Raw genomic sequence first — 22,913 nt, 5'->3', positions numbered from 1 at the left:
CGGGCCGCTCTTTTTCCTTAAATTTCCCTTCACCATTTGATTAACATGCGTAAATCATATTCACTTGAATTATCATTTGCGGCAGACGTAGAATCGCTAGCCCGCTAATTATTCAATCATTTCTAAGGTAAACGACGTTATGCGCCTGCCCGAACGCGACCCTTATGCTCCTCGCGAGTGGCAGCCACATGAGAAACCCGCCCTGCTGGGTTCGCCCTCCACGCCCGAACACAGTACGCCAAAACGCATTGCCTACGGCGTCGTGGGCCTGCTGGTCTGCCTGACGGGGGCGCTGGGGAATGCGGTGGTGACCGCCAACCTGCAAAATTTGCAGGGGACATTCGGCGCCTGGTCGACCGAAATCGCATGGCTGCCCGCGGTCTATGTGATGACCAACATCTCCATTAACCTGCTGCTGGTCAAATTCCGCCAGCAGTACGGTCTGCGCGCCTTTACGGAAGGGTTTCTGGTGCTGTACGTGCTGGTCACCTTTTTCCACCTGTTCGTTAACGATCTCAGCTCGGCGCTGATGGTTCGCGCCGCGCACGGCATGGTGGCCGCCGCGCTCAGCTCGCTGGGGATTTATTACCAGATCCAGGCCTGGCCTGCGAAGCACCGCCTGAAGGCGCTGACCATTGGCATCACCGGGTCGTCGCTCGCCATCCCGCTGGCGCGCCTGTTTTCAACCGAGCTGCTGCAGCTGGACGAGTGGCGCGGGCTCTATTTCTTCGAGCTGGGGCTGGCGCTGATCTCCCTGGCCTGTGTGATAGCCTTAAAACTGCCGCCGGGCGACCGGCGCAAGGTATTCGAGAAAAAAGACTTTATCACCTTCTTTTTAATGGCCCCCGGGATGGCCCTGCTCTGCGCCGTACTCTCGTTAGGCCGCCTTGACTGGTGGTTCGAAGCGCCGTGGATTGGCTGGTCGCTGGCGCTATCGCTGGTGCTGATTGTGGCGGCCATCGTCTTTGAACATAACCGCACTAACCCGCTGCTGAACACCCGCTGGCTGTCGAGCGGCAGCATCGTCCGCCTGGGGCTGATTATGCTGCTGATCCGTATCGTGCTGGCAGAGCAAAACACCGGTGTCATCGGCTGGCTGCAGTACGTAGGCTTACAGAACGAGCAGATGACGCACCTGGCGTGGTCTATTTTCGCTGGGATCGTCTGCGGAATTGTCACCAGCTGTCTCACCATCAAGCCGACGAAACTGGCGTGGCCAATCATCACGTCTCTGGCGCTGATGATTGTTGCCTCGCTGCTGGACAGCCAGTCCAACAACCTGACCCGCCCGGATCAGCTGATGGTAAGCCAGTTCCTGCTGGGATTCGGCAGCGCCTTCTTCCTGGCGCCCGCCATGCTGGCCGCCATTGGCGGCGTGATCGCCGACCCGCGCAACCTGGTCAGCTTTTCGGTGATGTTTGGCATGAGCCAGAACCTCGGCGGCCTGCTGGGCTCCGCGATCCTCGGCACCTTCCAGACCTGGCGCGAGAAGTACCACTCCAGCCTGCTGGCGGACCAGCTCACCACGCTCAACCCGCTGGTCAACGAGCGAATTCAGCTTTATACCCAGATGTATAAAAGCCTGATTGGCGACAGCGCGCTGCTGGGAACGCAGGCGATAACGCAGCTGCAAACGGTCACAACGCTGGAGGCGAATATTCTGGCTTATAACGATACTTATCTGCTGACGGCGAGCATCGCTGCCGCCACGCTGGTCTGGATTTTATGGCGCTTGCTGCGCCTGCGCATCACTGCCCGTCTGGCGCTGAAGAACGCCACCGGCAATAAATAATTGAAAGAGTTCTGGAGAGTTTATGAGTCAGCAGGATGCCGCCAAAGAGCAGGCCAACACCCGCAAAAATGTGCGCATTGTTTCCGTTTTCACCGCCGCCGCCATCGGTATCGTCGGCGTGCTGGTGATCCTTTACGCGTGGCAGCTGCCGCCGTTCACCCGCCACGCGCAGTTTACCGATAATGCCTACGTGCGCGGTCAGACGACGTTTATAAGCCCGCAGGTAAACGGCTATATCACTGAGGTCAAGGTTCAGGACTTTGAGCAGGTCAAAAAAGGCGACCTGCTGGTGCAGATCGATGACCGAATCTATCGGCAGCGCGTGCATCAGGCCGAGGCGCAGCTGGCGATGAAAATTGCCGCCCTGAATAACAACCTGCAGCAGCGTAAAAGCGCCGAAGCCGTCATCGCCAAAAATGACGCCGCGCTGAAAAATGCCCGCGCCCAGAGCCTGAAAAGCCAGGCGGATTTAAAGCGGGTGAAAGAGCTGACTTCCGACGGCTCGCTTTCCATCCGCGAGCGCGACGCGGCGCTTGCCAGTGCCGCCCAGGGCAGCGCCGACATCGACCAGGCGAAAGCCGCCCTTGAGATGTCGCGTCAGGATCTGCAGACGGTGATTGTGAACCGCGGCGCGCTGGAGGCGGATGTCGAAAACGCAAAAGCGGCGCTTGAGCTGGCGCAGATTGACCTGCAAAACACCCGCATCATCGCCCCGCGCGACGGCCAGCTCGGCCAGATCGCCGTGCGTCTCGGGGCGTATGTGACCGCCGGAACCCATCTCACCACCCTTGTGCCGCCTCAGCACTGGGTCATTGCGAATATTAAAGAGACTCAGCTCGCAGAGCTGCGCGTCGGCCAGCCGGTGAAGTTCACCGTAGATGCCCTGAACAACAAAGCGTATCAGGGCCGCGTGGAGAGTATTTCCCCGGCGACCGGCGTGGAGTTCAGCGCCATCACGCCGGACAACGCCACCGGCAACTTTGTCAAAATCGCCCAGCGTATTCCGGTGCGTATTGAGGTGCTCGGTAAGCCTGAGGACTCCGCCCTGCTGCGTCCGGGCATGTCGGTACAGGTGACCATTGATACGCGGGAGGCGAAGTAATGATCCTTCGTCCGATTGCCGCGCTGGCGGCGGCGGTCATGCTGGCCGGATGCCAGTCCGTCGACGTAAAACCGGCGCAGCCGACGCTGCAAATTCCTGCGCAGTGGCGCACCGTCTCTGGCCCTGCCAGCCCGGCGGAGCAGCTCTGGTGGCGCAATTTTCATGACAACCACCTCAACCGCTATGTGGATCAGGCGCTTAAGAATAACAGCGACGTGCTGATCGCCCGCGAACGAATTAACGAGTATCAGGCGCGGGTCTATGCAGCTGACGGGAGCCTGTTTCCTTCGCTTGACGCGGGCGTAACCGGGACGCGCGCCCGTTCGCAGTCCGCCGCGACCGGACTGCCGGTCTACGGCACTCTGTACAGAGGTAGCCTGACGGCGAGCTATGACGTGGATATCTGGGGCGTCAACCGCAGCACGGCCAATGCCGCCGAGGCTTCGCTGGCGGCGCAAAAAGCCGCCGCCGCGGCCGCGGATTTGACCGTCGCGTCTTCCGTTGCATCCGGCTACGTCACCCTGCTCTCGCTTGACGAACAGCTGCGCGTGACCGAATCCACCCTGAAATCGCGCGAAGAGGCGTTTAACCTCGCGAAACGTCAGTTTGAGACGGGCTACAGCTCGCGCCTGGAGCTAATGCAGTCGGATTCCGAACTGCGCTCAACGCGGGCGCAAGTTCCCTTGTTGCAGCATCAGATTGCGCAGCAGGAGAATGCCCTCAGCCTGCTGCTGGGAAGCAATCCTGGCGCGGTGGCTCGCAGTGAACGCTATGAGACGCTGACGCCCCTGAAGCTGCCGTCACAGCTGCCTTCTACGCTCCTGAACCGTCGACCAGATATCGTTCAGGCCGAACGACAGCTGGTTGCGGCGGATGCCTCGCTCGCGGCGTCGCGCGCCAGCCTGCTGCCGTCGATCAACCTGACCGCCACCGGTTCGGTACAGGATCGCACCCTTTCCGGCCTGCTGGACAACCCGCTTCAACTCTGGAGCGTCGGGGGCAGTATTCTCGCCCCGCTGTTGAACCGCCAGGCGTTGAATGCGCAGGTGGATATTTCTCAGTCCCAGCGTAACCAGGCGCTCTACGCCTATGAAAAAACCGTGCGTAACGCGTTTGCCGAAGTGAACAACAGCCTTGATGCGATAAGTCGCTATCAGGAACAGCTGACGGAGCTGCTTGCCCAGCAGGAGGTGGCCCAGGAGACGCTGCGCATTGCGCAGAACCGCAATCGCAACGGCTACTCCTCGTATCTTGACGTGCTGGACGCCCAGCGCACGCTGTACTCGGTTCAGACCAGCGTCGTGCAGGTGAAAAACAACCTGCTGCTGGCGCAGATTGATTTGTACAGAGCGCTGGGCGGCGGCTGGAATAGCGCGTAAACCCGGTTTGGGCGCTGATGCCCTCACCCCGGCCCTCTCCCACAGGGCCAGGAAGAAAACCCAAGGAGTCAATCTATGCAACAAAAATGGTCTGCCGTAGATAATTACATGATTTCTTCTCTTATCTCTGACGATGACGTACTGAATCAGGTTCTGGAAAACAACAAACGCGCCGGGCTCCCCGAGCACGACGTAGCGGCCAATCAGGGGCAGCTGCTGGCGCTGTTCGTGCGCATGACGCAGGCGCGGCGGATACTTGAGATCGGTACGCTGGGTGCCTACAGCTCAATCTGGATGGCGCGTGCGCTGCCGCCGGACGGTAAGCTGATTACGCTTGAGGCCGATCCCACGCATGCCCGCGTTGCGCGCGAGAATATTCAGCTTGCGGGGTTAAACGAACGCATTGGATTAATTGAGGGCCCGGCGCTGAGTTCGCTGGAAAATTTCGGCAACGTTCCCCCGTTCGACCTGATCTTTATTGATGCCGATAAGCCAAACAATCCCGGCTATCTGGAGTGGGCGCTGCACTATTCCCGCCCCGGTACGGTGATTATCGGCGATAACGTGGTGCGCGATGGCGAGGTCATTAACGGGCAAAGCGACGACGCGCGCGTGCTGGGGGTGCGGCGTTTTATTGAGATGATAGGGGATAATCCGCGTTTAACCGCCACCGCGCTGCAAACGGTGGGGGTTAAGGGATGGGATGGGTTTACGCTGGCGATTGTGAACGGGTGAAAATTGTGCGGGCTGATGCCCTCACCCCGACCCTCTCCCACAGGGAGAGGGAGAAAACCGGGCAAGGGTTTTAAGCTGAAATCTGCTCCATCGCCTGCAGAATACGCTTATCCGAAATCGGATACGGCGTACCGAGCTGCTGGGCAAAGAAGCTGACGCGCAGCTCCTCGATCATCCAGCGGATCGCCTGCACGTTTTCATCGTCGCGGCGGGCAGGCGGCAGTTTGTTGAGCCACTGCTGCCACGCCTGCTGGACGCTCTCCACTTTCAGCATCTGCGCGCGATCGCGGTGCGGATCGATGGCCATCTTCTCCAGCCGTTTTTCAATCGCCTGCAGATAACGCAGCGTATCGCCGAGACGATTGAAGCCGTTGCCGGTCACAAAGCCGCGGTAAACCAGGCCGGCCATCTGCGCCTTCACGTCTGACAGCCCGAGCGCCATGGTCATATCCACGCGCCCCTTCAGGCGCTTGTTGATATTGAACACGGTGGTGAGGATCTGCTCCACCTGCTTCGCGATGTCCACCACGGTGTCGTTCAGCTCCGCGCGCACCTTTTCATGCAGCTGGGCAAAGCCCTCTTCCGTCCAGACCGGACCGCCCGCCTCGTGGATCAGTTTGTCCACGCCGCAGGAGATGCAGTCGTCAATCAGATCCAGCACCTTGCCGTACGGGTTAAAGTAGAGCCCCAGCTTAGCCTTGTTCGGCAGCTTCTCGTGCAGATACTTGATCGGCGACGGGATATTAAGCAGCAGCAGGCGACGCAGCCCGCGCCACATCATCTGCTGCTGTTCCTGCGGGTTATCAAACAGTTTGATTGCCACGCTGTCGCGCTCGTCCACCAGCGCAGGCCAGGCTTTGACCTTATAGTTGCCGCGCTTCTGCTCGTAGCTTTCCGGCAGCTGACCAAAGCTCCAGATATGCAGCCCGCTCTGCTCGATGCCGTCGTCGGCCACCGCAGAAAGCGTCTCCTGAACTTTCCCTTTCAGGGACTCTTTCAGCTCGCTCAGCGAACGCCCTTCCAGCAGCTTTTTGTTTTTATCATCCACCACGCGGAAGCTGATTTTCAGGTGATCGGGCACCTGATCCCAGTTCCAGTCGTCGCGGTCGATGGTCGTCCCGGTCATGCGGCGGAATTCACGCTCCAGCGCGTCCAGCAGCGGCAGCTCCAGCGGCGTGACGCGGCCCAAAAACGCTTCCGCGTAGTTTGGCGCAGGCACAAAATTGCGGCGCACCGGTTTCGGCAGGGATTTGATCAGCGCAATCACCAGCTCGCGGCGCAGGCCGGGGATTTGCCACTCGAACCCGCTCTCGTCCACCTGGTTTAACAGCGGCAGCGGAATGTGGACGGTCACGCCGTCCGCGTCTGCCCCTGGCTCAAACTGATAGGTCAGACGCAGCTTGAGGTTGCCCTGATGCCAGAAGTTCGGGTAGTCGAGCTTGCTGACCGACTCCGCGCCCTCTTTAATCAGCATGCTCTTTTCAAAGTTGAGCAGGTCCGGCGTCTCTTTGCTGGCCTTCTTCCACCAGCTGTCGAAATGGCGGGCGGAAATCACATCATGGCTGATGCGCTGGTCGTAAAACTCAAACAACGCCTCATCGTCCACCAGAATGTCGCGGCGGCGGGACTTGTGCTCAAGCTCCTCCACTTCGGCGCGCAGCTTCAGGTTTTCACGGAAGAAGGCGTGCCGCGTCTGCCAGTCACCCTCCACCAGCGCGTGGCGGATAAACAGCTCGCGGCACAGGGCCGGATCGATCTGGCTGTAGTTGACCTTACGCGCGGCGACCACCGGCAGGCCGTAAACGGTCACTTTCTCGGTCGCCATCACCGCGCCCTGCGCGCGCTCCCAGTGCGGTTCACTGTACGAGCGCTTAAGCAGATGCTGCGCCACCGGCTCCACCCATTCCGGATCGATACGGGCCGCAATGCGTCCCCACAGGCGGCTGGTTTCCACCAGCTCCGCGACCATGGTCCACTTCGGCGGCTTCTTGAAAAGGCCAGAACCCGGGAAGATAGAGAACCGGGCGTTGCGCGCGCCGGTATACTCCTGCTTCTCGGCGTCCTTCATCCCAATGTGGGACAGCAGGCCGGTCAGCAGCGCGATATGGATTTCGCGGTACTCCGCCGGTTCGCTGTTCACCGGAATGCCCAGCTCTTTCACCACCTGGCGCAGCTGGGTGTAGATATCCTGCCACTCGCGCACGCGCAGGTAGTTGAGGAAATCCACGCGGCACTGGCGGCGGAACTGGTTCGAGGAAAGCGCTTTCTGCTGCTCGCCGAGGTAGTTCCACAGGTTCACGAAGGCGAGGAAATCGGACTCTTTGTCGTGGAAGCGGCGGTGCTTTTCGTCAGACGCCTGCTGTTTGTCCATCGGGCGCTCGCGCGGGTCCTGAATGGAGAGCGCAGAGGTGATGATCATCGCCTCGCGCACGCAGCCGTGCTTTTGCGCTTCCAGAACCATGCGCGCCAGACGCGGGTCGACCGGCAATTGACTGAGCTGGCGGCCCAGCGGCGTCAGCTTGTAGACCGTCGCCTGCTCGTCGGTGGTAATCGCCCCGAGCTCTTCCAGCAGACGTACGCCGTCCTGAATGTTGCGTTTGTCCGGCGCTTCGACGAACGGGAACGCCGCGATGTCGCCCAGCCCCAGGGCGGTCATCTGCAGGATAACGGACGCCAGGTTGGTGCGCAGAATTTCCGGGTCGGTGAATTCCGGGCGCGACAGGAAATCGTCTTCGGAATAGAGACGAATACAGATCCCTTCCGACACGCGGCCGCAGCGGCCTTTACGCTGGTTTGCGGACGCCTGAGAGACCGGCTCAATCGGCAGCCGCTGAACCTTCGTGCGGTAGCTGTAGCGGCTGATGCGCGCCGTGCCCGGGTCGATAACGTATTTAATTCCCGGCACGGTCAGCGAGGTTTCCGCCACGTTAGTCGCCAGGACGATGCGGCGCCCGCCGTGCGGCTGAAAGACGCGATTCTGCTCGCTGTTGGACAGACGGGCGTACAGCGGCAGGATCTCGGTGTGGCGCAGGTCGCGCTTGCTGAGCGCATCGGCGGTATCGCGGATTTCGCGCTCGCCGCTCATGAAGATCAGAATGTCGCCCGCGCTTTCGTTGCCCAGCTCGTCAACGGCATCGAAGATGGCCTGCAGCTGGTCGCGCTCGGTATCGTCCGCCTCTTCCACAATCGGGCGATAGCGCACTTCCACGGGATACGTGCGACCTGATACCTCGATGATCGGCGCATTGTTGAAGTGCTTCGAAAAGCGCTCCGGATCGATGGTCGCGGAGGTGATGATGATTTTCAGATCCGGGCGGCGCGGCAGCAGCTCTTTCAGGTAGCCGAGCAGGAAATCGATGTTCAGGCTGCGCTCGTGCGCTTCGTCAATGATGATGGTGTCGTACTGCATCAGCAGGCGATCCTGCTGGATTTCCGCCAGCAGAATACCGTCGGTCATCAGCTTGACCATGGTGTTATCGCTAACGTGGTCGCTGAAACGGACCTTGTAGCCGATGCAGCCGCCCGGCTCCGTCTGCAGCTCTTCGGCAATACGGTTGGCAACGGTGCGCGCCGCCAGACGACGCGGCTGGGTGTGGCCAATCAGGCCTTTGATCCCGCGGCCCAGCTCCATACAGATTTTCGGCAGCTGGGTGGTTTTCCCCGAACCGGTTTCACCCGCGACAATCACCACCTGGTGGTCGCGGACGGCCTCAAGGATGTCCTGTTTTTTCTGGCTGACGGGCAGGTTTTCCGGGTAGGTAATCGCCGGTCGCGCGGCTTCGCGCAGCAAGACTTTCCCTGCCGCCTGTTCAATCTCTTTCGCCATCTCCTGGTAAATGGCCTGCTGAGCATCAGGATTTTTAACCTTCTTAACGCCGTGCAGACGACGGGCGAAACGCTGTTTGTCGCGCAGCATCAGAGAATCGAGCTGTTGCAGGAGCATCGGGAAGGTGAATTTTTGTTGTTCTGTCATAGCGTTAAAGGGCAGTACACGCCCTGATAAATTCTCTTTTTAATGATTGCTATAGAGTACCACACTGACGCCTTTCGCGCCTTATTCAAAAAATTCGAACATAGGCTTCGATATATTGCGCTATCTCTATGGCAGGATTGTGAATAGAGTGTCAATAAGCAACGGGGCAACCCCCTTCAATCAAATGCAAAAACAGGAATCACCCATGAGCAAAGTATTAGTTTTGAAATCCAGTATTCTGGCAGGGTACTCTCAGTCTGGTCAGCTGTCTGATTACTTCGTTGAACAGTGGCGTGAACAGCATTCTGCTGACGAAATCACCGTGCGTGACCTGGCTGCAAACCCAATTCCTGTGCTGGATGGCGAGCTGGTTGGCGCGCTGCGCCCAAGCGATGCACCGCTGAGCCCACGTCAGCAGGAAGCCCTGGCGCTCTCTGACGAGCTGATTGCCGAGCTGCAGGCGCACGACGTTATCGTCATCAACGCCCCGATGTACAACTTCAACATCCCTAGCCAGCTGAAGAACTACTTCGACCTGGTGGCACGCGCTGGCGTAACCTTCCGTTACACCGAGAATGGCCCTGAAGGTCTGGTGAAAGGCAAACGTGCGATCGTACTGACCAGCCGTGGCGGCATCCATAAAGACACCCCAACCGACCTGGTTGCGCCGTACCTGAGCCTGTTCCTGGGCTTCATCGGCATCACTGACGTGAACTTCGTGTTCGCTGAAGGCATCGCCTACGGTCCTGAAGTGGCGACCAAAGCGCAGACCGACGCGAAAGCCGCTATCGACAGCCTGGTTGCAGCGTAAGACTTCACCCTCTCACCGCCCGGTGGGAGGGTTTTTCTTTTCCCCCGCATTTCGTTATCATCCGCTCCCACTCTCCAGCCGGGCGACCTGATGTCTGCGATCACTGATTCTTTTATTGCCCCACCGTGTCACGATGACATTCAGATCCTCTGGCAGGATGAACATCTGCTGCTGATCGATAAGCCTTCCGGCCTGCTCAGCCTCTCGGGAAAAAATCCGCAAAACCTTGATTCCGTTCACTATCGTCTGGTCCAGAGCTTCCCCGGCTGCACGCTGGTACACCGCCTGGACTTCTGCACGTCCGGGCTGATGGTGGTTGCGCGCAATAAGGCCATCAACGCGGCACTGTGCCAGCAGTTCAGCCAGCGTAGCGTGGAGAAAGTCTACAGCGCCCTGCTTTGCGGACATGTGGAAAATGACGAAGGTGTAATCGATGCGCCGATTGCCAAAGACCCGGCGCTGTTCCCGCTGATGTCGATCTGCGCCATCACCGGGAAACCCGCCCGCTCCCGCTACCGGGTGATGGAACGGTTTTATCAGGAGACGGGACTGCCGTTAACGCGGGTTGAACTTACTCCGGAGACCGGGCGAACCCATCAGCTGCGTATTCACTGCCAGCGGCTGGGGCACCCGATTCTGGGCTGCGATCTGTATGGTGGTCTTGACGTACCGGGCGCTGAAGGAACGCCCCGGCTGATGCTGCATGCCAGCGAGCTGAATTTTATTCATCCCATGAGCGGAGAGCCGGTTAACGCCCGTCACGCCGCCCCGTTCTGAACGCGTTTTACCACATCAAATCGTCAGGGATTTTGAAGTCCGCGTACGGATCGTCTTCGTCCTGCTCTTCCTGGCTGAGCGCGCTGTTTAACACGATGCTGTCGGCATCGCGCTGGGCAATTTTATCGGCCACCACCGCCGGGATAATTGCATATTCGCAGTCGCCGCTGGCGTTAATCACCAGACGGGCAATCGCCAGACGACCGTTGATCAGCTGAGCCTGGGTTTGCTTGTCGACTTCGATTTTTTTGATCAGATTACCGTCGGTGAAGTTAAAGGTGATGTTGCCTTTCGCCACGGTGATGCGGTTCATCTCAATCAGCTGCTTCACCTGCGCCTTAAACTCTTTCGCCATCACGGCCTGCTTCTGCTGCTCGCTCAGCAGCTTGTCACGCTCGATCTGCGCCTTCTTGTTCTCTTCTACCGCTTCCCGAGCCTCACGCGCCTGAACGCGTGATTTCTTTGCCGTGCGCTGCACTTTCGCCGCTTTCTTGCTGCTGACCAGGCCCGCTTTCAGCATCTGCTCTTGTAAGGTGAGTTTTGTCATGATTGTTTCTAAACCGGTTGGAAATTTTGGGGATTATAGCGGGAATTGCGGAGCGTGTGCCAGAGAAGTAGGCATGGCGTTTTGTTGCCTGACCCTTGTTTATTATTTATTCAGCGTTTACTAACGTTACAGCCGCAAAAGAGATTAAAAATTGTCAGGTCATTATCTTAAAAAAAATTAGCAGCGCAGAAATATGATGTGAGTTGAATATCTGTACCCACATCAGGCGTAGGCTGCCTTTGTCTAATTAAAAGACTAAGGAGAAAATATGGCCTTAAAAGGAACAATGCTGCTTAACGGTGCTGACTATGCGCCTTTTAACCTGCACGGCGTTGGCGTGTTTATGGCGCATTCCGGGCAGGGAATTTACAGAAACAATGGATTATGTGGTGCTGTTAAAGGCTCAGGTCCAATTCCTCCAGGGAAATACTGGATTGTTGACAGAGGGACTGGAGGTTTCTTTTCAGGGTTAAAAGCGAAGGTTCAGGATCGGTGGAACAAGGTTAGATCCGGGGCAGAATTTGGCCGCGATGAGTGGTTTGCTTTATACAAGGATGACTGGGGAATCGATGATGGCGCCTGGATTGATAACGTCTATCGGGGTTTATTTCGGCTGCATCCGGGTACGCTATCTGAGGGATGTATCACGATTGCCCATGATTCTGATTACGCATTGATCCGCAATGCTCTGATGAGTACGGACCTTATTCAGGTTCCCTGTATCCGTTCACTGATGGCACGCGGCTGGGTTGAGGTGATTGAAAGTGGCTACACCAACACTTGTCCGTAAATGGGGCATCAGGCTATTCAAAACGGTCTGGTTTCTATGCATCAGCATTATAGTAGGCCGCATATTGGGGCCCGCTGAACGCTATCTTGATCATGACGTGGCCTCATTTATATGTGATTTTATTTATGGCGACGTGAATGCTGAAACAATATATGACACATATGCCAATATCGATATTTTAATTGTACTGACCCTCGCGACTATTATTTATCGCTTAACAACACTGCTACTCAATAAAACAAGGAAATAAAGAATGCCAATTCCTCCCTACATGTGGCTAAAAGACGATGGTGGAGCAGATATTAAAGGTTCCGTTGATGTTCAGGACCGTGAAGGTAGCATTGAGATCATAGGGCTGAGTCATGGCCTTAACCTACCGGTAGACAGCGCTAATGGCAAGATCACCGGCACGCGACAACACTCATCCATGCGGATTGAAAAGGAGGTTGATAGCTCCACGCCCTATCTCTATAAAGCAGCATCTACCGGTCAGGCGCTTAAAAGCGCTGAAATCAAGTTCTATCATATTAATGATGCCGGACAGGAAGTCTGTTATTACACCGTGTTGATGGAGAACCTAAAGGTTACTGGTGTTAACTGCAGCGTGCCGAACGTGAAGATCGCTTCTAACGATAAAATAAACCATGTTGAAAGCGTAAGTCTGCAGTACGAAAAAATCACCTGGCGCATTGTCGATGGCAACATCATGCACAGTGACGCCTGGAACGAACGTCCTACAGCATAACGCTAAGGGGCGCGATGCCCCTTATTCTTACTATGCCAGCCTTTGCGCAATCCTGTTCATGAACTTCCCTCATGTTGCAGTGAAATTAAGTCACTTCCCCTGCGCCGCAGGCTCAGGCATAAATTATGCATTGGTAACTTCTTAGCAACATGAACTTAGGATGCATAACCACAATGAGCAAAGCTTTCACATATTCCCTTAAGCGCAGTTGCTTCGATGAGAATTACAACCCGTCTGAAAATACGCGTACGACCACCAACTTTGCCAACCTGGCGCGCGGGGAAAAACGTCAGGAAAACCTGCGCAATACGCTGGTGATGATCAACAACCGCTTCAACGCTCTGGCGCGCTGGGATAACCCAAACGCCGATCGCTATGCGGTTGAGCTTGAAATCATCTCTGTCGATTTGAACATTGGCGCGGAAAAGCCGTTCCCGGCTATTGAGATACTGCAAACCACTATTGTCGACAAGAAAAACAACCTGCGCATCCCTGGCATCGTCGGGAATAACTTCTCGTCTTACGTGCGGGATTATGATTTCAGCGTCCTGCTGCTGGAGCACAACAAGAACCAGCAGCACTTCAGCATTCCGGAAAAGTTTGGCGAACTGCACGGTAATATTTTCCGCCATTTTGTGAGTTCACCGGAATACAAAGAGAACTTCACAAAAGGACCGGTGATTTGCCTGAGCGTATCCAGCAAAGATACCTATCGCCGCACCGGCAACCAGCACCCCGTGCTGGGCGTGGAGTATCAGCCGGACGGCGAGTCGCTAACGGAACAGTACTTCGCGAAGATGGGCCTGAGCGTGCGCTACTTTATGCCGGAACACAGCGTGGCGCCGTTCGCCTTCTTCTTCACCGGGGATTTGCTGAGTGATTACTCCGATCTCGAACTGATTGCCACCATCAGCACGATGGAGACGTTCCAGAAGATCTATCGCCCGGAGATTTATAACGCCAACTCGGCGGCCGGGCTGTGCTACCGACCGGATCTGAACCAGCAGGATCACTCCTTAACCAAAATTGTGTATGACCGGGAAGAGCGAAGCCGTCTGGCGATTGAACAGGGTCGATTTACCGAAGAATACTTTATTAAGCCTTACAAACACATTCTTGAGCAGTGGTCTGATAACTACACGCTTTAATACATTAAAAAAGGTCTTTTATTATGAAAACATTGCTCCCGACTTCTACCGCTGGCAGCCTGCCAAAGCCGACCTGGCTTGCGCAACCTGAAACGCTGTGGTCACCATGGAAATTACAGGATCAGGAACTGCTGGCGGGCAAGCAGGATGCGCTGCGCCTGTCTCTGGATGAGCAGATCCGTGCGGGAATCGATATCGTCAGCGACGGGGAACAGACCCGTCAGCACTTCGTCACCACCTTTATTGAACACCTGAGCGGCGTTGATTTTGAGAACCGCCAAACGGTTCGCATTCGTAACCGCTATGACGCCAGCGTGCCGACCGTAGTTTCTGCGGTTGCGCGCCAGAAACCGGTCTTCGTCGACGATGCCAGGTATCTGCGTCAGCTCACGGACAAGCCTATCAAATGGGCCCTGCCGGGGCCGATGACCATGATCGACACCCTTTACGACGCGCACTATAAAAGCCGCGAAAAGCTGGCCTGGGAATTCGCTAAAATCCTCAACCAGGAAGCGCGTGAGTTAGAGGCCGCGGGCGTGGATATTATCCAGTTCGACGAACCGGCGTTTAACGTCTTTTTTGACGAGGTCAATGACTGGGGCATCGCCGCGCTGGAGCGCGCCATTGAAGGGCTGAAGTGCGAGACCGCGGTCCACATCTGCTACGGCTACGGCATCAAGGCCAATACCGACTGGAAAAAGACGCTCGGATCCGAGTGGCGCCAGTACGAAGAGGCCTTCCCTAAGCTGCAGACCTCTAACATCGACATCATCTCCCTGGAGTGCCACAACTCCCGCGTGCCGATGGATCTGCTTGAGCTGATCCGAGGTAAAAAAGTGATGGTTGGCGCGATTGACGTAGCAACCAACACGGTTGAAACGCCGGAGGAAGTGGCCGATACGCTGCGTAAAGCGCTGCAGTTTGTCGATGCGGACAAGCTTTATCCGTCAACCAACTGCGGCATGGCTCCCCTCTCCCGTCAGGTTGCTAACGGCAAGCTGAGAGCACTCAGCGCTGGCGCAGAGATTATCCGCAAAGAGCTTGGCGCGTAATCCCTTACGTTTGCCAGTAAAGCGGCGTACCAAAACGCTCAACGTAAAAATCAATTACCGCCCTGACGTTCAGGGGCGGATGTCGGGCATCAGGATAGATCGCCGCGATCGCCTGCTGTTCCGTATTGATGGCACACTCCAGCGCGGGCAGGAGCGGAATCAGCTCACCGCGCTGGAGCGGCTCGCTCACCAGCCAGTCCGGGAACAGCACGATCCCCATCCCGCCAAGCGCCGCAGCCAGCAGCGCTTCCGCATTATTCGAGGTCATCAAAGGCGTTACGGGATAGTGTCTCCACGCCTCGCCCGCCCTGCGCAACAGCCAGCGGTTAGGCCCTGACGATCCGCGATAGACAAGACAGTGATGGCGATTCAGATCGTCCGGCCCTTCAGGCGCACCGTACTTACGCACGTAGCCAGGCGACGCGGCCAGATGATACACCTGCTGCCCGAACACCCGCGCGTGAAAAGATGAGTCCGTTAGCACGCCAATCCGGAAGATCACGTCGGCGGCATCGCGGTGCGGGTCGATAAAATCATCGGTCAGCGTCAGCTCTACGCTCAGGCGGGGATAGCGTTCCGACAGGCCGGGAAGGCCGGGCGCAATGTGCTTCTGGCCGAAAAACACCGGTCCGTTAATGCGGATCGCACCGGACGGTTCCACCGCACGCGCGTCCAGCTCCCGTCGCGCCTCTTCCAGGTTTTCCGCCATTGACCGGGCGTAGCGGATAAACAGATGACCGCTTTCCGTGGGAATGACGGCCCGCGTGTTGCGATAGAAAAGCTGCTGCCCGAGCGCATCCTCAAGCTGGTGGATCACGCGCGATATCTGCGAGGCCGAAATGCCCTGCCGCCGCGCCACGACTGAGAAATTCTGCGCTTCATACACGTCGATGAAGATCAGCAGCGTGCGAATGTTGATATTGCTGGCGTCAACCATTAATGCATTTCTCGCAAAGGTGTTTCCACCATTATGGCATTTTTCTCACTGGACAACCCACGTAATCTTCTTCGCCTGAAAACGGAGGAAGAAGAATGCAGTTGGTTTTGATTTTACTGGTGATTGCTGGCGGGATGGGCCTCTCCGTCGAGGCGGGGCTGCTGGGACCGCTGGGTGGAAAGGTTGGGGATTTATGGGCGACGTTCAGCATTTTTGGCGTCGGTGCCGCGCTGACGTTTCTGCTGATGCTGTTTTTCAGCCCGCGCAACAGCCCGTCGTTTTTCTCACAGCCCGGCTGGCAGCTGCTCGGCGGCGTGCTCGGTCCGGTATACGTGGTCATCCTGACCGTGGCGACACCCGCCATCGGCATCGCCATGACCATGATTGGCATTCTGGCCGGCCAGGTCTTTAAAAGCCTGATCATTGATCACTATGGTCTGCTGGGTTCGCCGCACAGGAAGATAAACGCAAAGCGCATTATTGCACTGGGGTTCATCATTGCGGCACTGGTTCTGGCGCACAGGGGTAACGTATGACACTGATTATGATTCTTCTGGCCGTCTGCGGCGGCGCAACGCTGAGCATTCAGGCCGCCATTAACGGCCAGCTCGGCAGCAGCGTGGGGGTATTTAAAAGCGCGTTTCTGACCTTCTCCGTCGGCGCGCTGGTGACCGCCCTGCTGATTTTCTTCTTTGAGCCTAAGCAGGCCGTCAGCCTGCTGGACGTGCCGAAATGGCAGCTTCTCGGGGCAATGTTTGGCGTGCCTTATATTGTGATTATGGTACTCGCCGTGCAGCGCATCGGCACCGCCGTCGCCACGGTGGCGGTGATATTCGGCCAGCTCACCATGAGCATGTTAATTGATAACTTTGGCTGGCTGGGTAATGCCGCTATTCCCTTTTCGCCGAGCCGTCTGGGGGCGGTAGTCTGCCTGGGGATTGCTCTCTGGTTCATCTACTCGAGCAGTAAAATTCACAGCACCCGCGACTAGACTCATGTCTTACGGGTAAAGAACAGCGTTACCGTGGCGACGGTGACGCCCAGCTTCTTCATCTCGGTTTTATTAAACAGATGGTTCTCGTCCTGCAGGTACATCCAGTCGTCAAAGTTCAGTAGCCAGGTGCTGCCGTTGGCCTTCACGTTCATGCTGTAATGCCAGTTGAACGCGTTGCCTGCGGCCTGCCCCGTTGCTACCCCTTCAATATCCCCCGCCGTGCCCTCATAGCGATCGTTCCCCAGGCGCCGGATATGCCAGACTCGCTGCTGCTTCTCACCGTCGTCATAAACGAAGTGCTCGTTGAGCGTCAGCGTATCGCCAATCACATCCCCGGCAATCTCAACGTGAAAGCGACGGATCTGCTTGCCGCTGCGATCCTGCACCATCCCCCACGCTTCAGTTTTACCCTGGAAGTAGTGGAAGATATCCAGCCGCGGCTGCTGCTGGCGGTACTCGGTCACCTCCGTGCTACAGCCCGCCAGAAGCATCGTCAATGCCAGCGCCATCATCAGGAAACGTTTCATTTTTGGCCTCCGATTAACTGCTGACGCAGTTCAGGGTATTGCGTGCGGGGATCGAGCCAGATGGCCAGAAAGCGGGTGCTGAACGCTTCTGACTGGCGTGGTCCCAGGGGAATAAAGGTTTTCTGAAGGGTCGGGTCGCGATACCAGAACTGCCCCTGCTTATCGTTGAGAACAAACGCCAGCTGTGAGCCCTGTCGGACATCAGGCCACAGCGACTGGAGCATCCGCAGCCAGGCTTCGCTTTGCGCTTCCTGCGCCAGGATACCCTGCGCCTGCCACTGGTCGCGGGTCGCCTCGACCAGTTCATCGCGATCGATGTCGCGCGCATAGGTAATAATCAGCGCCTGATCCTGGTCCTCCCGACCGTAACGCCCGTCCGGAGTACGCAGCTGGGAGGTATAGACCGTGAACGGCCCCCAGGTAAGCGTGGCGTCGCCCACCTTCCGCCACGCCAGCCAGTCGGCGGCCTGGCCAACGGGAACAACCAGCGTCAGACAAAGCAGCAAAAATGCAGCTCTCATTTTTGTCTCCCCATCAGCAGGTGGAAAAACAGCATCAATACCAGCCACCCCGGCGCCATCCAGCTGACGACGATAAAGGTTGGCTCCAGAAACGTGATGGCACCCAGCCGCTCGCCAATCAGGTACGCTACCGGGCCTCCCACGGCGGCAAGCAGGGTCAGCAGCCAGCCGGGCAACGTGGTGGTGCGCGTAAGCTGCGTCCAGACGGTGGCGAACATCAGCCATAATGCCACCATCCATAGCGGCATCAGGGCATCACCCGTGAAGGCGATCAGCCCCGTCAGCGCCCAGAGCGTATCCAGCAAACTGCCCGCCGCGGCCAGCCCAATGGCGTAAAAACGATATACAGACGGCAAGAGCAGGCACGCCAGGATCGCCAGCCCGAGCCAGATAATCAGGCCCTGTTCGCGAAAGAGCACCACCAGCGCCCAGTAGAGATCGAACGCGACGGCCAGCAGGAAGACCTGAAGATATCGTCTCATACGCGCTCTGCGGTCAGCTGCACCACGCTAATGGTGCGGGCGTTAAACCCGGCTTCACAGTAGCCAAAGTAATAAAGCCACATGCGGCGGAACCGGTCATCAAAGCCGAGCTTTTCAATCTCCTGCCAGGCGTGGACAAAGCGCTGCCGCCAGTGCGCCAGCGTGCGGGCGTAGTCCGGCCCCATGTCGAAGAGATTGCGCACCACGAAATCGGTGTGGCGCGTCATCAGCTCGTTCATCGCGGTGATGCTCGGCAGGAAGCCGCCGGGGAAAATGTAGCGCTGAATAAAATCGACGCTTTTGCTGTAGTCGCGATAGCGCTGGTCCTGAATGGTGATGGCCTGAATCGCCATTCGTCCCCCCGGGCGCAGCCGCGCCTGACAGGTCCGGAAGAATGTAGGCAGATAGCGTTGCCCGACGGCTTCAATCATCTCTATTGAGACCAGCTTGTCGTACTGCCCGGTGAGGTCGCGATAGTCGCAGAGCAGCACCTCAACACGATCCTGCAGTCCGGCGCGGGCGATCCGCTCGGTTGCCCAGACGTATTGCTCCTGCGACAGCGTGGTGGTAGTCACCCGACAGCCATAATGACGGGCCGCGTATTCCGCCATCGCCCCCCAGCCGGTGCCGATTTCCAGCAGGTGGTCGGCCTCGCTAAGCGCCAGCTGGTCGCACAGGCGCGCCATTTTGGCCTGCTGAGCCGTCGTGAGATCCTGCTCGTCTGCGGTAAAGAGCGCGCTGGAGTAAAGCAGTTCCCTGTCCAGAAAATGGGCATAGAAGGTGTTGCCCAGGTCGTAGTGGGCGGCAATATTTTCACGCGCCTGCGCGCGGGAGTTACGCCGCGTCCAGTGGCGCAAACGCTCCAGCGGTCGGCCAAGCAGCCGGAACCCTTTCTCAAGACGGCCAAGCACCTCGCCGTTGAGGGCCAGGATTTGCAGAAGCGGCGTGAGCTGCGCGGTTTCCCATTCGCCGTCCATCCAGGCTTCAGCGGCGGCAAGGCTCCCGCCCGTTAAGACGCGCCAGTAGACGGCGGGCGTGAGGATCTGCACGTCGGCGTGCAGCGCGGAGGATGTCTCGCCAAAATGGAAGGTCTGCGCCCCTTCACGCAGGGTGAGCGAACCACCGCGGATGCCGCTTAACAGACGAAACAGCAGCCATCGCGCGAGGCGGGCGTTGCGCGGGATATCGGGTTCTAACGCAAAGACGGGATCGGTCATGAGCGTTCACTCCTGCTGACGGGATGGTTATACAGCGGCACGCGCTTGAGCCACAGCCTCAGCGCCTGCCAGTAAATGGCGAAAACGGTTTTCAGGGTCATAAGCGGGATGCGCAGCAGCAGCGCGCGCAGTGCCGGACGGGTCAGCGGCTCCCGGCGCAGGGCGAGCGTGGCGTCGAACACCTTCGCTTCCTGATGATTTTCAATGTGCATATGCAGCGTGTTATCCGGATCGTTGAAGCGCCAGTGGTAGATCATGTCCATCGGGTTGAAGGGGGAAACGTGAAACGCTTTTTCCGTGGGCTGTGCATTCTGTCCGTTGACGGCATAGTAATGACGTTCATTCCACGGCGTGTTGCGGACCTCCGCCAGCACCCAGCGCAGCGTCTCCTTCTCGTCATAGCAGTAGTAAAAGTTGACCGGATTGAAATGAAAGCCGAAATAGCGCAGCTGCGTCAGGAGCATGACCCGCCCGTCCGGCCGTTCTCCGGTCAGGCTCTCCAGCCTGCTGAGCACGTTCTCTTTAAGCGGCGTGCCGAGCGGATAGTCCGAGTCGTGGAACGAGGTGGCGGCAAAGCGATTGTGCCGTACGCCGACGGACGGCAGCAGCGGCAGTTCATCGAGATCCAGCCAGGCCATAAAGACGCTGTAGCTGAATTCGTGGTTTTTCGGCTGGAGGCGGCGGTGGCGTAATACGCCGTGGTAGAGGCAGCTGTTCATCTTAGTTCCCCTCTCCGGCCGCTATCGCATTGACCACGTCCAGCGCGCTGCGCACGCCATCCTCATGAAAACCGTTGTACCAGTAGGCCCCGCAGTACCAGCTCCGGTTATGACCGTTGATCTCGCCGCGCCGCGCCTGCGCCCGCCAGCTTTGCGGGTTAAACAGCGGATGTTCATAAACGAAGCGTTGCAGAACGAAGCGTTCATCTACCGGCACGTCAGGGTTCAGGGTGACGCAGAAAAGCGGGCTGCCCGCAGGCAGCCCCTGCAGAATGTTCATGTTGTAGGTAACACAGGCGCTCGCCTGCTCCTGCGCGCTCAGGCGGTAGTTCCAGCTCGCCCACGCGCGCGGCCGCACCGGCAGCCAGCGCGGGTCGCTGTGCAACACGACCTCGTTGCGCTGCCAGCCAATATCGCCCAGCACCTCGCGCTCTGCGGAGGTGGGATCGTCAAGCATCGCCAGAGCACTGGCGGAGTGGCAGGCAAAAATCACCCGATCGAAAGTATGGCTGCCGTTTTCAAGCTGAAGCGTAACCCCTTGCTCGTGGCGGCTCACCCGCTGCACCGGTGAATTGAGATGCAGCGTCAGCCGATCGCCTAATTTGTCCAGCATCGCACGGATATACTCTCGCGAGCCGCCCGGCACCACGTACCACTGCGGGCGATGGGTGATATCCAGCAGCCCGTGATTCTGGAAGAAACGTAAGAAAAGCGGCAGCGGGAAGCGCTTCATCTCCTGCAGAGAGGATGACCAGATGGCGGCTCCCATCGGCAAAATATAGTGGCGCGCAAAAAACGGCGTAAAGCCGTGCTGGTCCAGAAACGTCTGCAGCGTGGCGTTCGGGTCCACCACCCCGTCCAGCGCCTGTTTTGCCAGACGATTGAAGCGGACGATCTCGCCGAGCAGACGCCAGAACGCCGGGTTCACCAGGTTGCGGCGCTGGGCAAACAGCGACGTCAGGGTGTGACCGTTGTACTCCAGCCCCGTTTCGGGGTTGTGTACCGAAAAGCTCATCTGCGTTTTTTGCCCGCTGATGCCCAGCTCGCTGAGCAGGCCCATAAAGCGCGGATAGGTGCGGTCGTTGTAAACGATAAAACCGGTATCGATCGCGTATGTGCCCTGGGGCGTCGTCACATCAACCGTTGCGGTATGGCCGCCCGGTGTGGATCCCGCTTCAAACAGGGTCACCTGATGATGCCCGGCCAGGCGCCAGGCGCAGGTCAGTCCGGCAATGCCGCTGCCGATAATTGCAATGTTCATGAGCGCACCATCCTGCGCAGCAGCGTGCGCTGTAGAAACGCAGGCAGCCCGGAGAGCAGCCGCAAAATGAAGCCAAACCCGGACGGAAACGCGATGTGCATTTTCCCGGCCGCCAGACCGATACGGATCGCCTTCACCGCCTCGTCGACGGTCACCCTGCCCGGCATGGCGAAATCGTTTTTTTGCGTCAGGGGCGTATCGACAAAGCCCGGGGAAACAACCGTCACGGCAATGCCTTTTGGCTCCCAGTCCAGGCGCAGGCTTTCGGCAAACCAGCTCAGCGCGGCTTTGGACGCGCCATAGGCCTCTGCACGCGGGAAGGGAAGCCAGTGGGCCATCGAACTCACCAGCACCACGCGGTTACCGGCAACCAGCTGCGGCTGTAGCGCCTCAAGGCAGTTCACCGGCCCGAGGAAATTGGTGTTCATGACCCGCTCTACCAGCGCTGCGTCCACCACGCCCCCGTCGAGGTATTCGCAAGTACCGGCGCAGAGAATAATCAGATCGGCGTAACTGCCGGTCAGCGCCTGGCGACAGGCGTCCCGGTCCGTCATATCGAACAGACGAACGGTAAGGTTGGGGCAGGTCTGATGCAGCGCTTCCAGACGCGCCGGATCGCGCCCGCAGGCAATCACATGGTAGCCGTCAGCGGCAAAGGATTTTGCCAGCCCGGCACCAATGCCCGAGCTTGCGCCGGTAATCAGCACCGTCTTCATGATTTAACCCTCCGCTTCACGCCGCGTACCGCCCAGCCCAGCAGAGGGAGATGCTCGTAGATCATCTCTCCCGCATCGTAGTAGTCGCGCTGGCGCGTGATGAGATCGTTTTCCGTCTCCACCACCGAGCACCCCGGCAGATCGAGCGGCTCACCTCCGGCAATGCGCGGATGCGACCAGTGCATCACCCAGGTGACAACAAACCGGTTCCCACTGCACAGCGGCGGATCGATAGAAAAACGGCAGTTCTCGACGTTGGCCAGCAGATGGGTGAAATAGCGCTGGAGCGCAAAGATACCGTCATGCTCGCCGAACGGATCGACAAGCGTGGCGTTTGAATGGTAAAGCCCGACCAGCGCGGACGGCGGCTGGCTATCCAGTGCGGCGTAGTACTCAACAAACCGACTCACGACAGAGGGCAAAGTGCTCATGGGTCACATCCTGGCTGTAAACAACGTGGCGTAATCGCATACTTAAAACTTACACAATTAACGTTATTTGTCCAAGTTTGTGCAAATTTATTTTTTATTAAGCAGAAATATCAACAAGTTGAAAGCCATTCTTTTGGCGAATTTTCAGGCCGGATGAGGCTTCGCCATCACCCGGCTTTAACTTTCAGGATATCCTTAAGGCAAATTTATCGGTCTTCATCCAGGCTTATTCTTTTTAATTCATAAGGATGCCTGAC

The 22,913-nt window shown here is 57.9% G+C and carries 23 protein-coding genes; 12 read left to right on the top strand and 11 right to left on the bottom strand.

Annotated elements, in window-relative coordinates; translation table 11 throughout:
• Positions 1-139: 139 nt before the first annotated feature.
• The 4 genes from ACWYRJ_RS11115 to ACWYRJ_RS11100 all read left to right on the top strand — a co-directional run bounded on the left by ACWYRJ_RS11115 (position 140) and on the right by ACWYRJ_RS11100 (position 5,008).
• A complete protein-coding gene (locus ACWYRJ_RS11115) occupies positions 140-1,792 on the top strand; it encodes an MFS transporter (RefSeq protein ID WP_064790983.1) in 1,653 nt (550 codons plus the stop codon).
• Positions 1,793-1,814: 22 nt separating this feature from the next.
• Positions 1,815-2,894 carry an HlyD family secretion protein gene (locus ACWYRJ_RS11110; protein ID WP_111964667.1) on the top strand — a complete coding sequence of 360 codons (1,080 nt, stop codon included), beginning with the start codon at positions 1,815-1,817 and terminating at the stop codon, positions 2,892-2,894.
• Positions 2,894-4,273, top strand: a complete 1,380-nt coding sequence (locus ACWYRJ_RS11105) for an efflux transporter outer membrane subunit (RefSeq protein ID WP_455507892.1) — start codon at positions 2,894-2,896, stop codon at positions 4,271-4,273. Before ACWYRJ_RS11110 ends, ACWYRJ_RS11105 begins: the two co-directional genes overlap by 1 nt.
• Positions 4,274-4,348: 75 nt before the next feature.
• Positions 4,349-5,008, top strand: coding sequence for an O-methyltransferase (locus ACWYRJ_RS11100; RefSeq protein WP_455507891.1), 660 nt, complete (start codon positions 4,349-4,351; stop codon positions 5,006-5,008).
• Positions 5,009-5,078: 70 nt separating this feature from the next.
• Here ACWYRJ_RS11100 and hrpA read toward each other — a convergent pair whose 3' ends face one another.
• On the bottom strand, positions 5,079-8,981 hold the full coding sequence (gene hrpA / locus ACWYRJ_RS11095) for an ATP-dependent RNA helicase HrpA (RefSeq protein WP_455507890.1): 3,903 nt from the start codon (positions 8,979-8,981) through the stop codon (positions 5,079-5,081).
• A gap of 205 nt (positions 8,982-9,186) precedes the next feature.
• On the opposite strand from hrpA, the gene azoR reads away from it, so the two are divergent.
• Positions 9,187-9,792, top strand: a complete 606-nt coding sequence (gene azoR, locus ACWYRJ_RS11090) for an FMN-dependent NADH-azoreductase (RefSeq protein ID WP_455507889.1) — start codon at positions 9,187-9,189, stop codon at positions 9,790-9,792.
• Positions 9,793-9,882: 90 nt separating this feature from the next.
• A complete protein-coding gene (locus ACWYRJ_RS11085; RefSeq protein WP_455507888.1) occupies positions 9,883-10,569 on the top strand; it encodes an RluA family pseudouridine synthase in 687 nt (228 codons plus the stop codon).
• Between the two features lie 7 nt (positions 10,570-10,576).
• On the opposite strand, the gene ACWYRJ_RS11080 is transcribed toward ACWYRJ_RS11085, so the two are convergent.
• Entirely contained in the window at positions 10,577-11,116 is a 540-nt protein-coding gene (locus tag ACWYRJ_RS11080; RefSeq protein WP_111964672.1) for a DUF2058 domain-containing protein, read from the bottom strand.
• 268 nt (positions 11,117-11,384) lie between these two features.
• Here ACWYRJ_RS11080 and ACWYRJ_RS11075 point away from each other — a divergent pair, with 268 nt between their 5' ends.
• The 4 genes from ACWYRJ_RS11075 to ACWYRJ_RS11060 all read left to right on the top strand — a co-directional run bounded on the left by ACWYRJ_RS11075 (position 11,385) and on the right by ACWYRJ_RS11060 (position 14,851).
• Positions 11,385-11,906, top strand: a complete 522-nt coding sequence (locus ACWYRJ_RS11075) for a DUF2778 domain-containing protein (protein ID WP_455507887.1) — start codon at positions 11,385-11,387, stop codon at positions 11,904-11,906.
• A 253-nt stretch (positions 11,907-12,159) separates the two neighbouring features.
• Positions 12,160-12,651 carry an Hcp family type VI secretion system effector gene (locus ACWYRJ_RS11070; RefSeq protein WP_111964675.1) on the top strand — a complete coding sequence of 164 codons (492 nt, stop codon included), beginning with the start codon at positions 12,160-12,162 and terminating at the stop codon, positions 12,649-12,651.
• A gap of 173 nt (positions 12,652-12,824) precedes the next feature.
• Positions 12,825-13,799, top strand: coding sequence for a DUF1852 domain-containing protein (locus tag ACWYRJ_RS11065; protein WP_455507886.1), 975 nt, complete (start codon positions 12,825-12,827; stop codon positions 13,797-13,799).
• Between the two features lie 23 nt (positions 13,800-13,822).
• The gene (locus ACWYRJ_RS11060) at positions 13,823-14,851 is read left to right on the top strand and encodes a methionine synthase (protein ID WP_111964677.1); all 1,029 of its coding nucleotides are present in this window, start codon (positions 13,823-13,825) and stop codon (positions 14,849-14,851) included.
• Positions 14,852-14,855: 4 nt separating this feature from the next.
• Here the strand turns inward: ACWYRJ_RS11060 and ACWYRJ_RS11055 are convergent, their stop codons facing one another.
• Positions 14,856-15,788, bottom strand: coding sequence for a LysR substrate-binding domain-containing protein (locus ACWYRJ_RS11055; RefSeq protein ID WP_455507885.1), 933 nt, complete (start codon positions 15,786-15,788; stop codon positions 14,856-14,858).
• Between the two features lie 95 nt (positions 15,789-15,883).
• Here ACWYRJ_RS11055 and ACWYRJ_RS11050 point away from each other — a divergent pair, with 95 nt between their 5' ends.
• Together ACWYRJ_RS11050 and ACWYRJ_RS11045 are read left to right on the top strand one after the other, a co-directional pair.
• Positions 15,884-16,324 carry a DMT family transporter gene (locus ACWYRJ_RS11050; RefSeq protein WP_455507884.1) on the top strand — a complete coding sequence of 147 codons (441 nt, stop codon included), beginning with the start codon at positions 15,884-15,886 and terminating at the stop codon, positions 16,322-16,324.
• The gene (locus ACWYRJ_RS11045; protein WP_455507883.1) at positions 16,321-16,779 is read left to right on the top strand and encodes a DMT family transporter; all 459 of its coding nucleotides are present in this window, start codon (positions 16,321-16,323) and stop codon (positions 16,777-16,779) included. The genes ACWYRJ_RS11050 and ACWYRJ_RS11045 overlap by 4 nt, the downstream gene beginning before the upstream one ends.
• A 2-nt stretch (positions 16,780-16,781) precedes the next feature.
• Here the strand turns inward: ACWYRJ_RS11045 and ACWYRJ_RS11040 are convergent, their stop codons facing one another.
• From ACWYRJ_RS11040 to ACWYRJ_RS11005, 8 genes are read right to left on the bottom strand one after another with little or no spacing between them, the layout of a single operon-like run.
• On the bottom strand, positions 16,782-17,309 hold the full coding sequence (locus ACWYRJ_RS11040; protein ID WP_111964680.1) for a DUF3833 domain-containing protein: 528 nt from the start codon (positions 17,307-17,309) through the stop codon (positions 16,782-16,784).
• A complete protein-coding gene (locus ACWYRJ_RS11035; RefSeq protein WP_115874994.1) occupies positions 17,306-17,830 on the bottom strand; it encodes a hypothetical protein in 525 nt (174 codons plus the stop codon). Before ACWYRJ_RS11035 ends, ACWYRJ_RS11040 begins: the two co-directional genes overlap by 4 nt.
• Positions 17,827-18,312, bottom strand: coding sequence for a DUF2878 domain-containing protein (locus ACWYRJ_RS11030; RefSeq protein WP_008502325.1), 486 nt, complete (start codon positions 18,310-18,312; stop codon positions 17,827-17,829). The genes ACWYRJ_RS11035 and ACWYRJ_RS11030 overlap by 4 nt, the downstream gene beginning before the upstream one ends.
• On the bottom strand, positions 18,309-19,529 hold the full coding sequence (locus ACWYRJ_RS11025; protein ID WP_455507882.1) for a class I SAM-dependent methyltransferase: 1,221 nt from the start codon (positions 19,527-19,529) through the stop codon (positions 18,309-18,311). Before ACWYRJ_RS11025 ends, ACWYRJ_RS11030 begins: the two co-directional genes overlap by 4 nt.
• Positions 19,526-20,248 (bottom strand): DUF1365 domain-containing protein, encoded by a 723-nt coding sequence (locus ACWYRJ_RS11020; protein ID WP_111964684.1) that lies wholly within the window; start codon positions 20,246-20,248, stop codon positions 19,526-19,528. Before ACWYRJ_RS11020 ends, ACWYRJ_RS11025 begins: the two co-directional genes overlap by 4 nt.
• A gap of 1 nt (position 20,249) precedes the next feature.
• Positions 20,250-21,509 carry an NAD(P)/FAD-dependent oxidoreductase gene (locus tag ACWYRJ_RS11015; protein WP_111964685.1) on the bottom strand — a complete coding sequence of 420 codons (1,260 nt, stop codon included), beginning with the start codon at positions 21,507-21,509 and terminating at the stop codon, positions 20,250-20,252.
• Complete coding sequence (locus ACWYRJ_RS11010) at positions 21,506-22,225, bottom strand: SDR family NAD(P)-dependent oxidoreductase (protein WP_455507881.1); 720 nt, start codon at positions 22,223-22,225, stop codon at positions 21,506-21,508. Before ACWYRJ_RS11010 ends, ACWYRJ_RS11015 begins: the two co-directional genes overlap by 4 nt.
• Complete coding sequence (locus ACWYRJ_RS11005) at positions 22,222-22,656, bottom strand: nuclear transport factor 2 family protein (RefSeq protein ID WP_115874988.1); 435 nt, start codon at positions 22,654-22,656, stop codon at positions 22,222-22,224. The genes ACWYRJ_RS11010 and ACWYRJ_RS11005 overlap by 4 nt, the downstream gene beginning before the upstream one ends.
• Positions 22,657-22,913: the final 257 nt, after the last annotated feature.

This window comes from Enterobacter sp. (assembly GCF_977039595.1).
The sequence above is the reverse complement of the archived record's forward strand: the minus strand, read 5'-3'. Positions and strand labels throughout refer to the sequence as shown.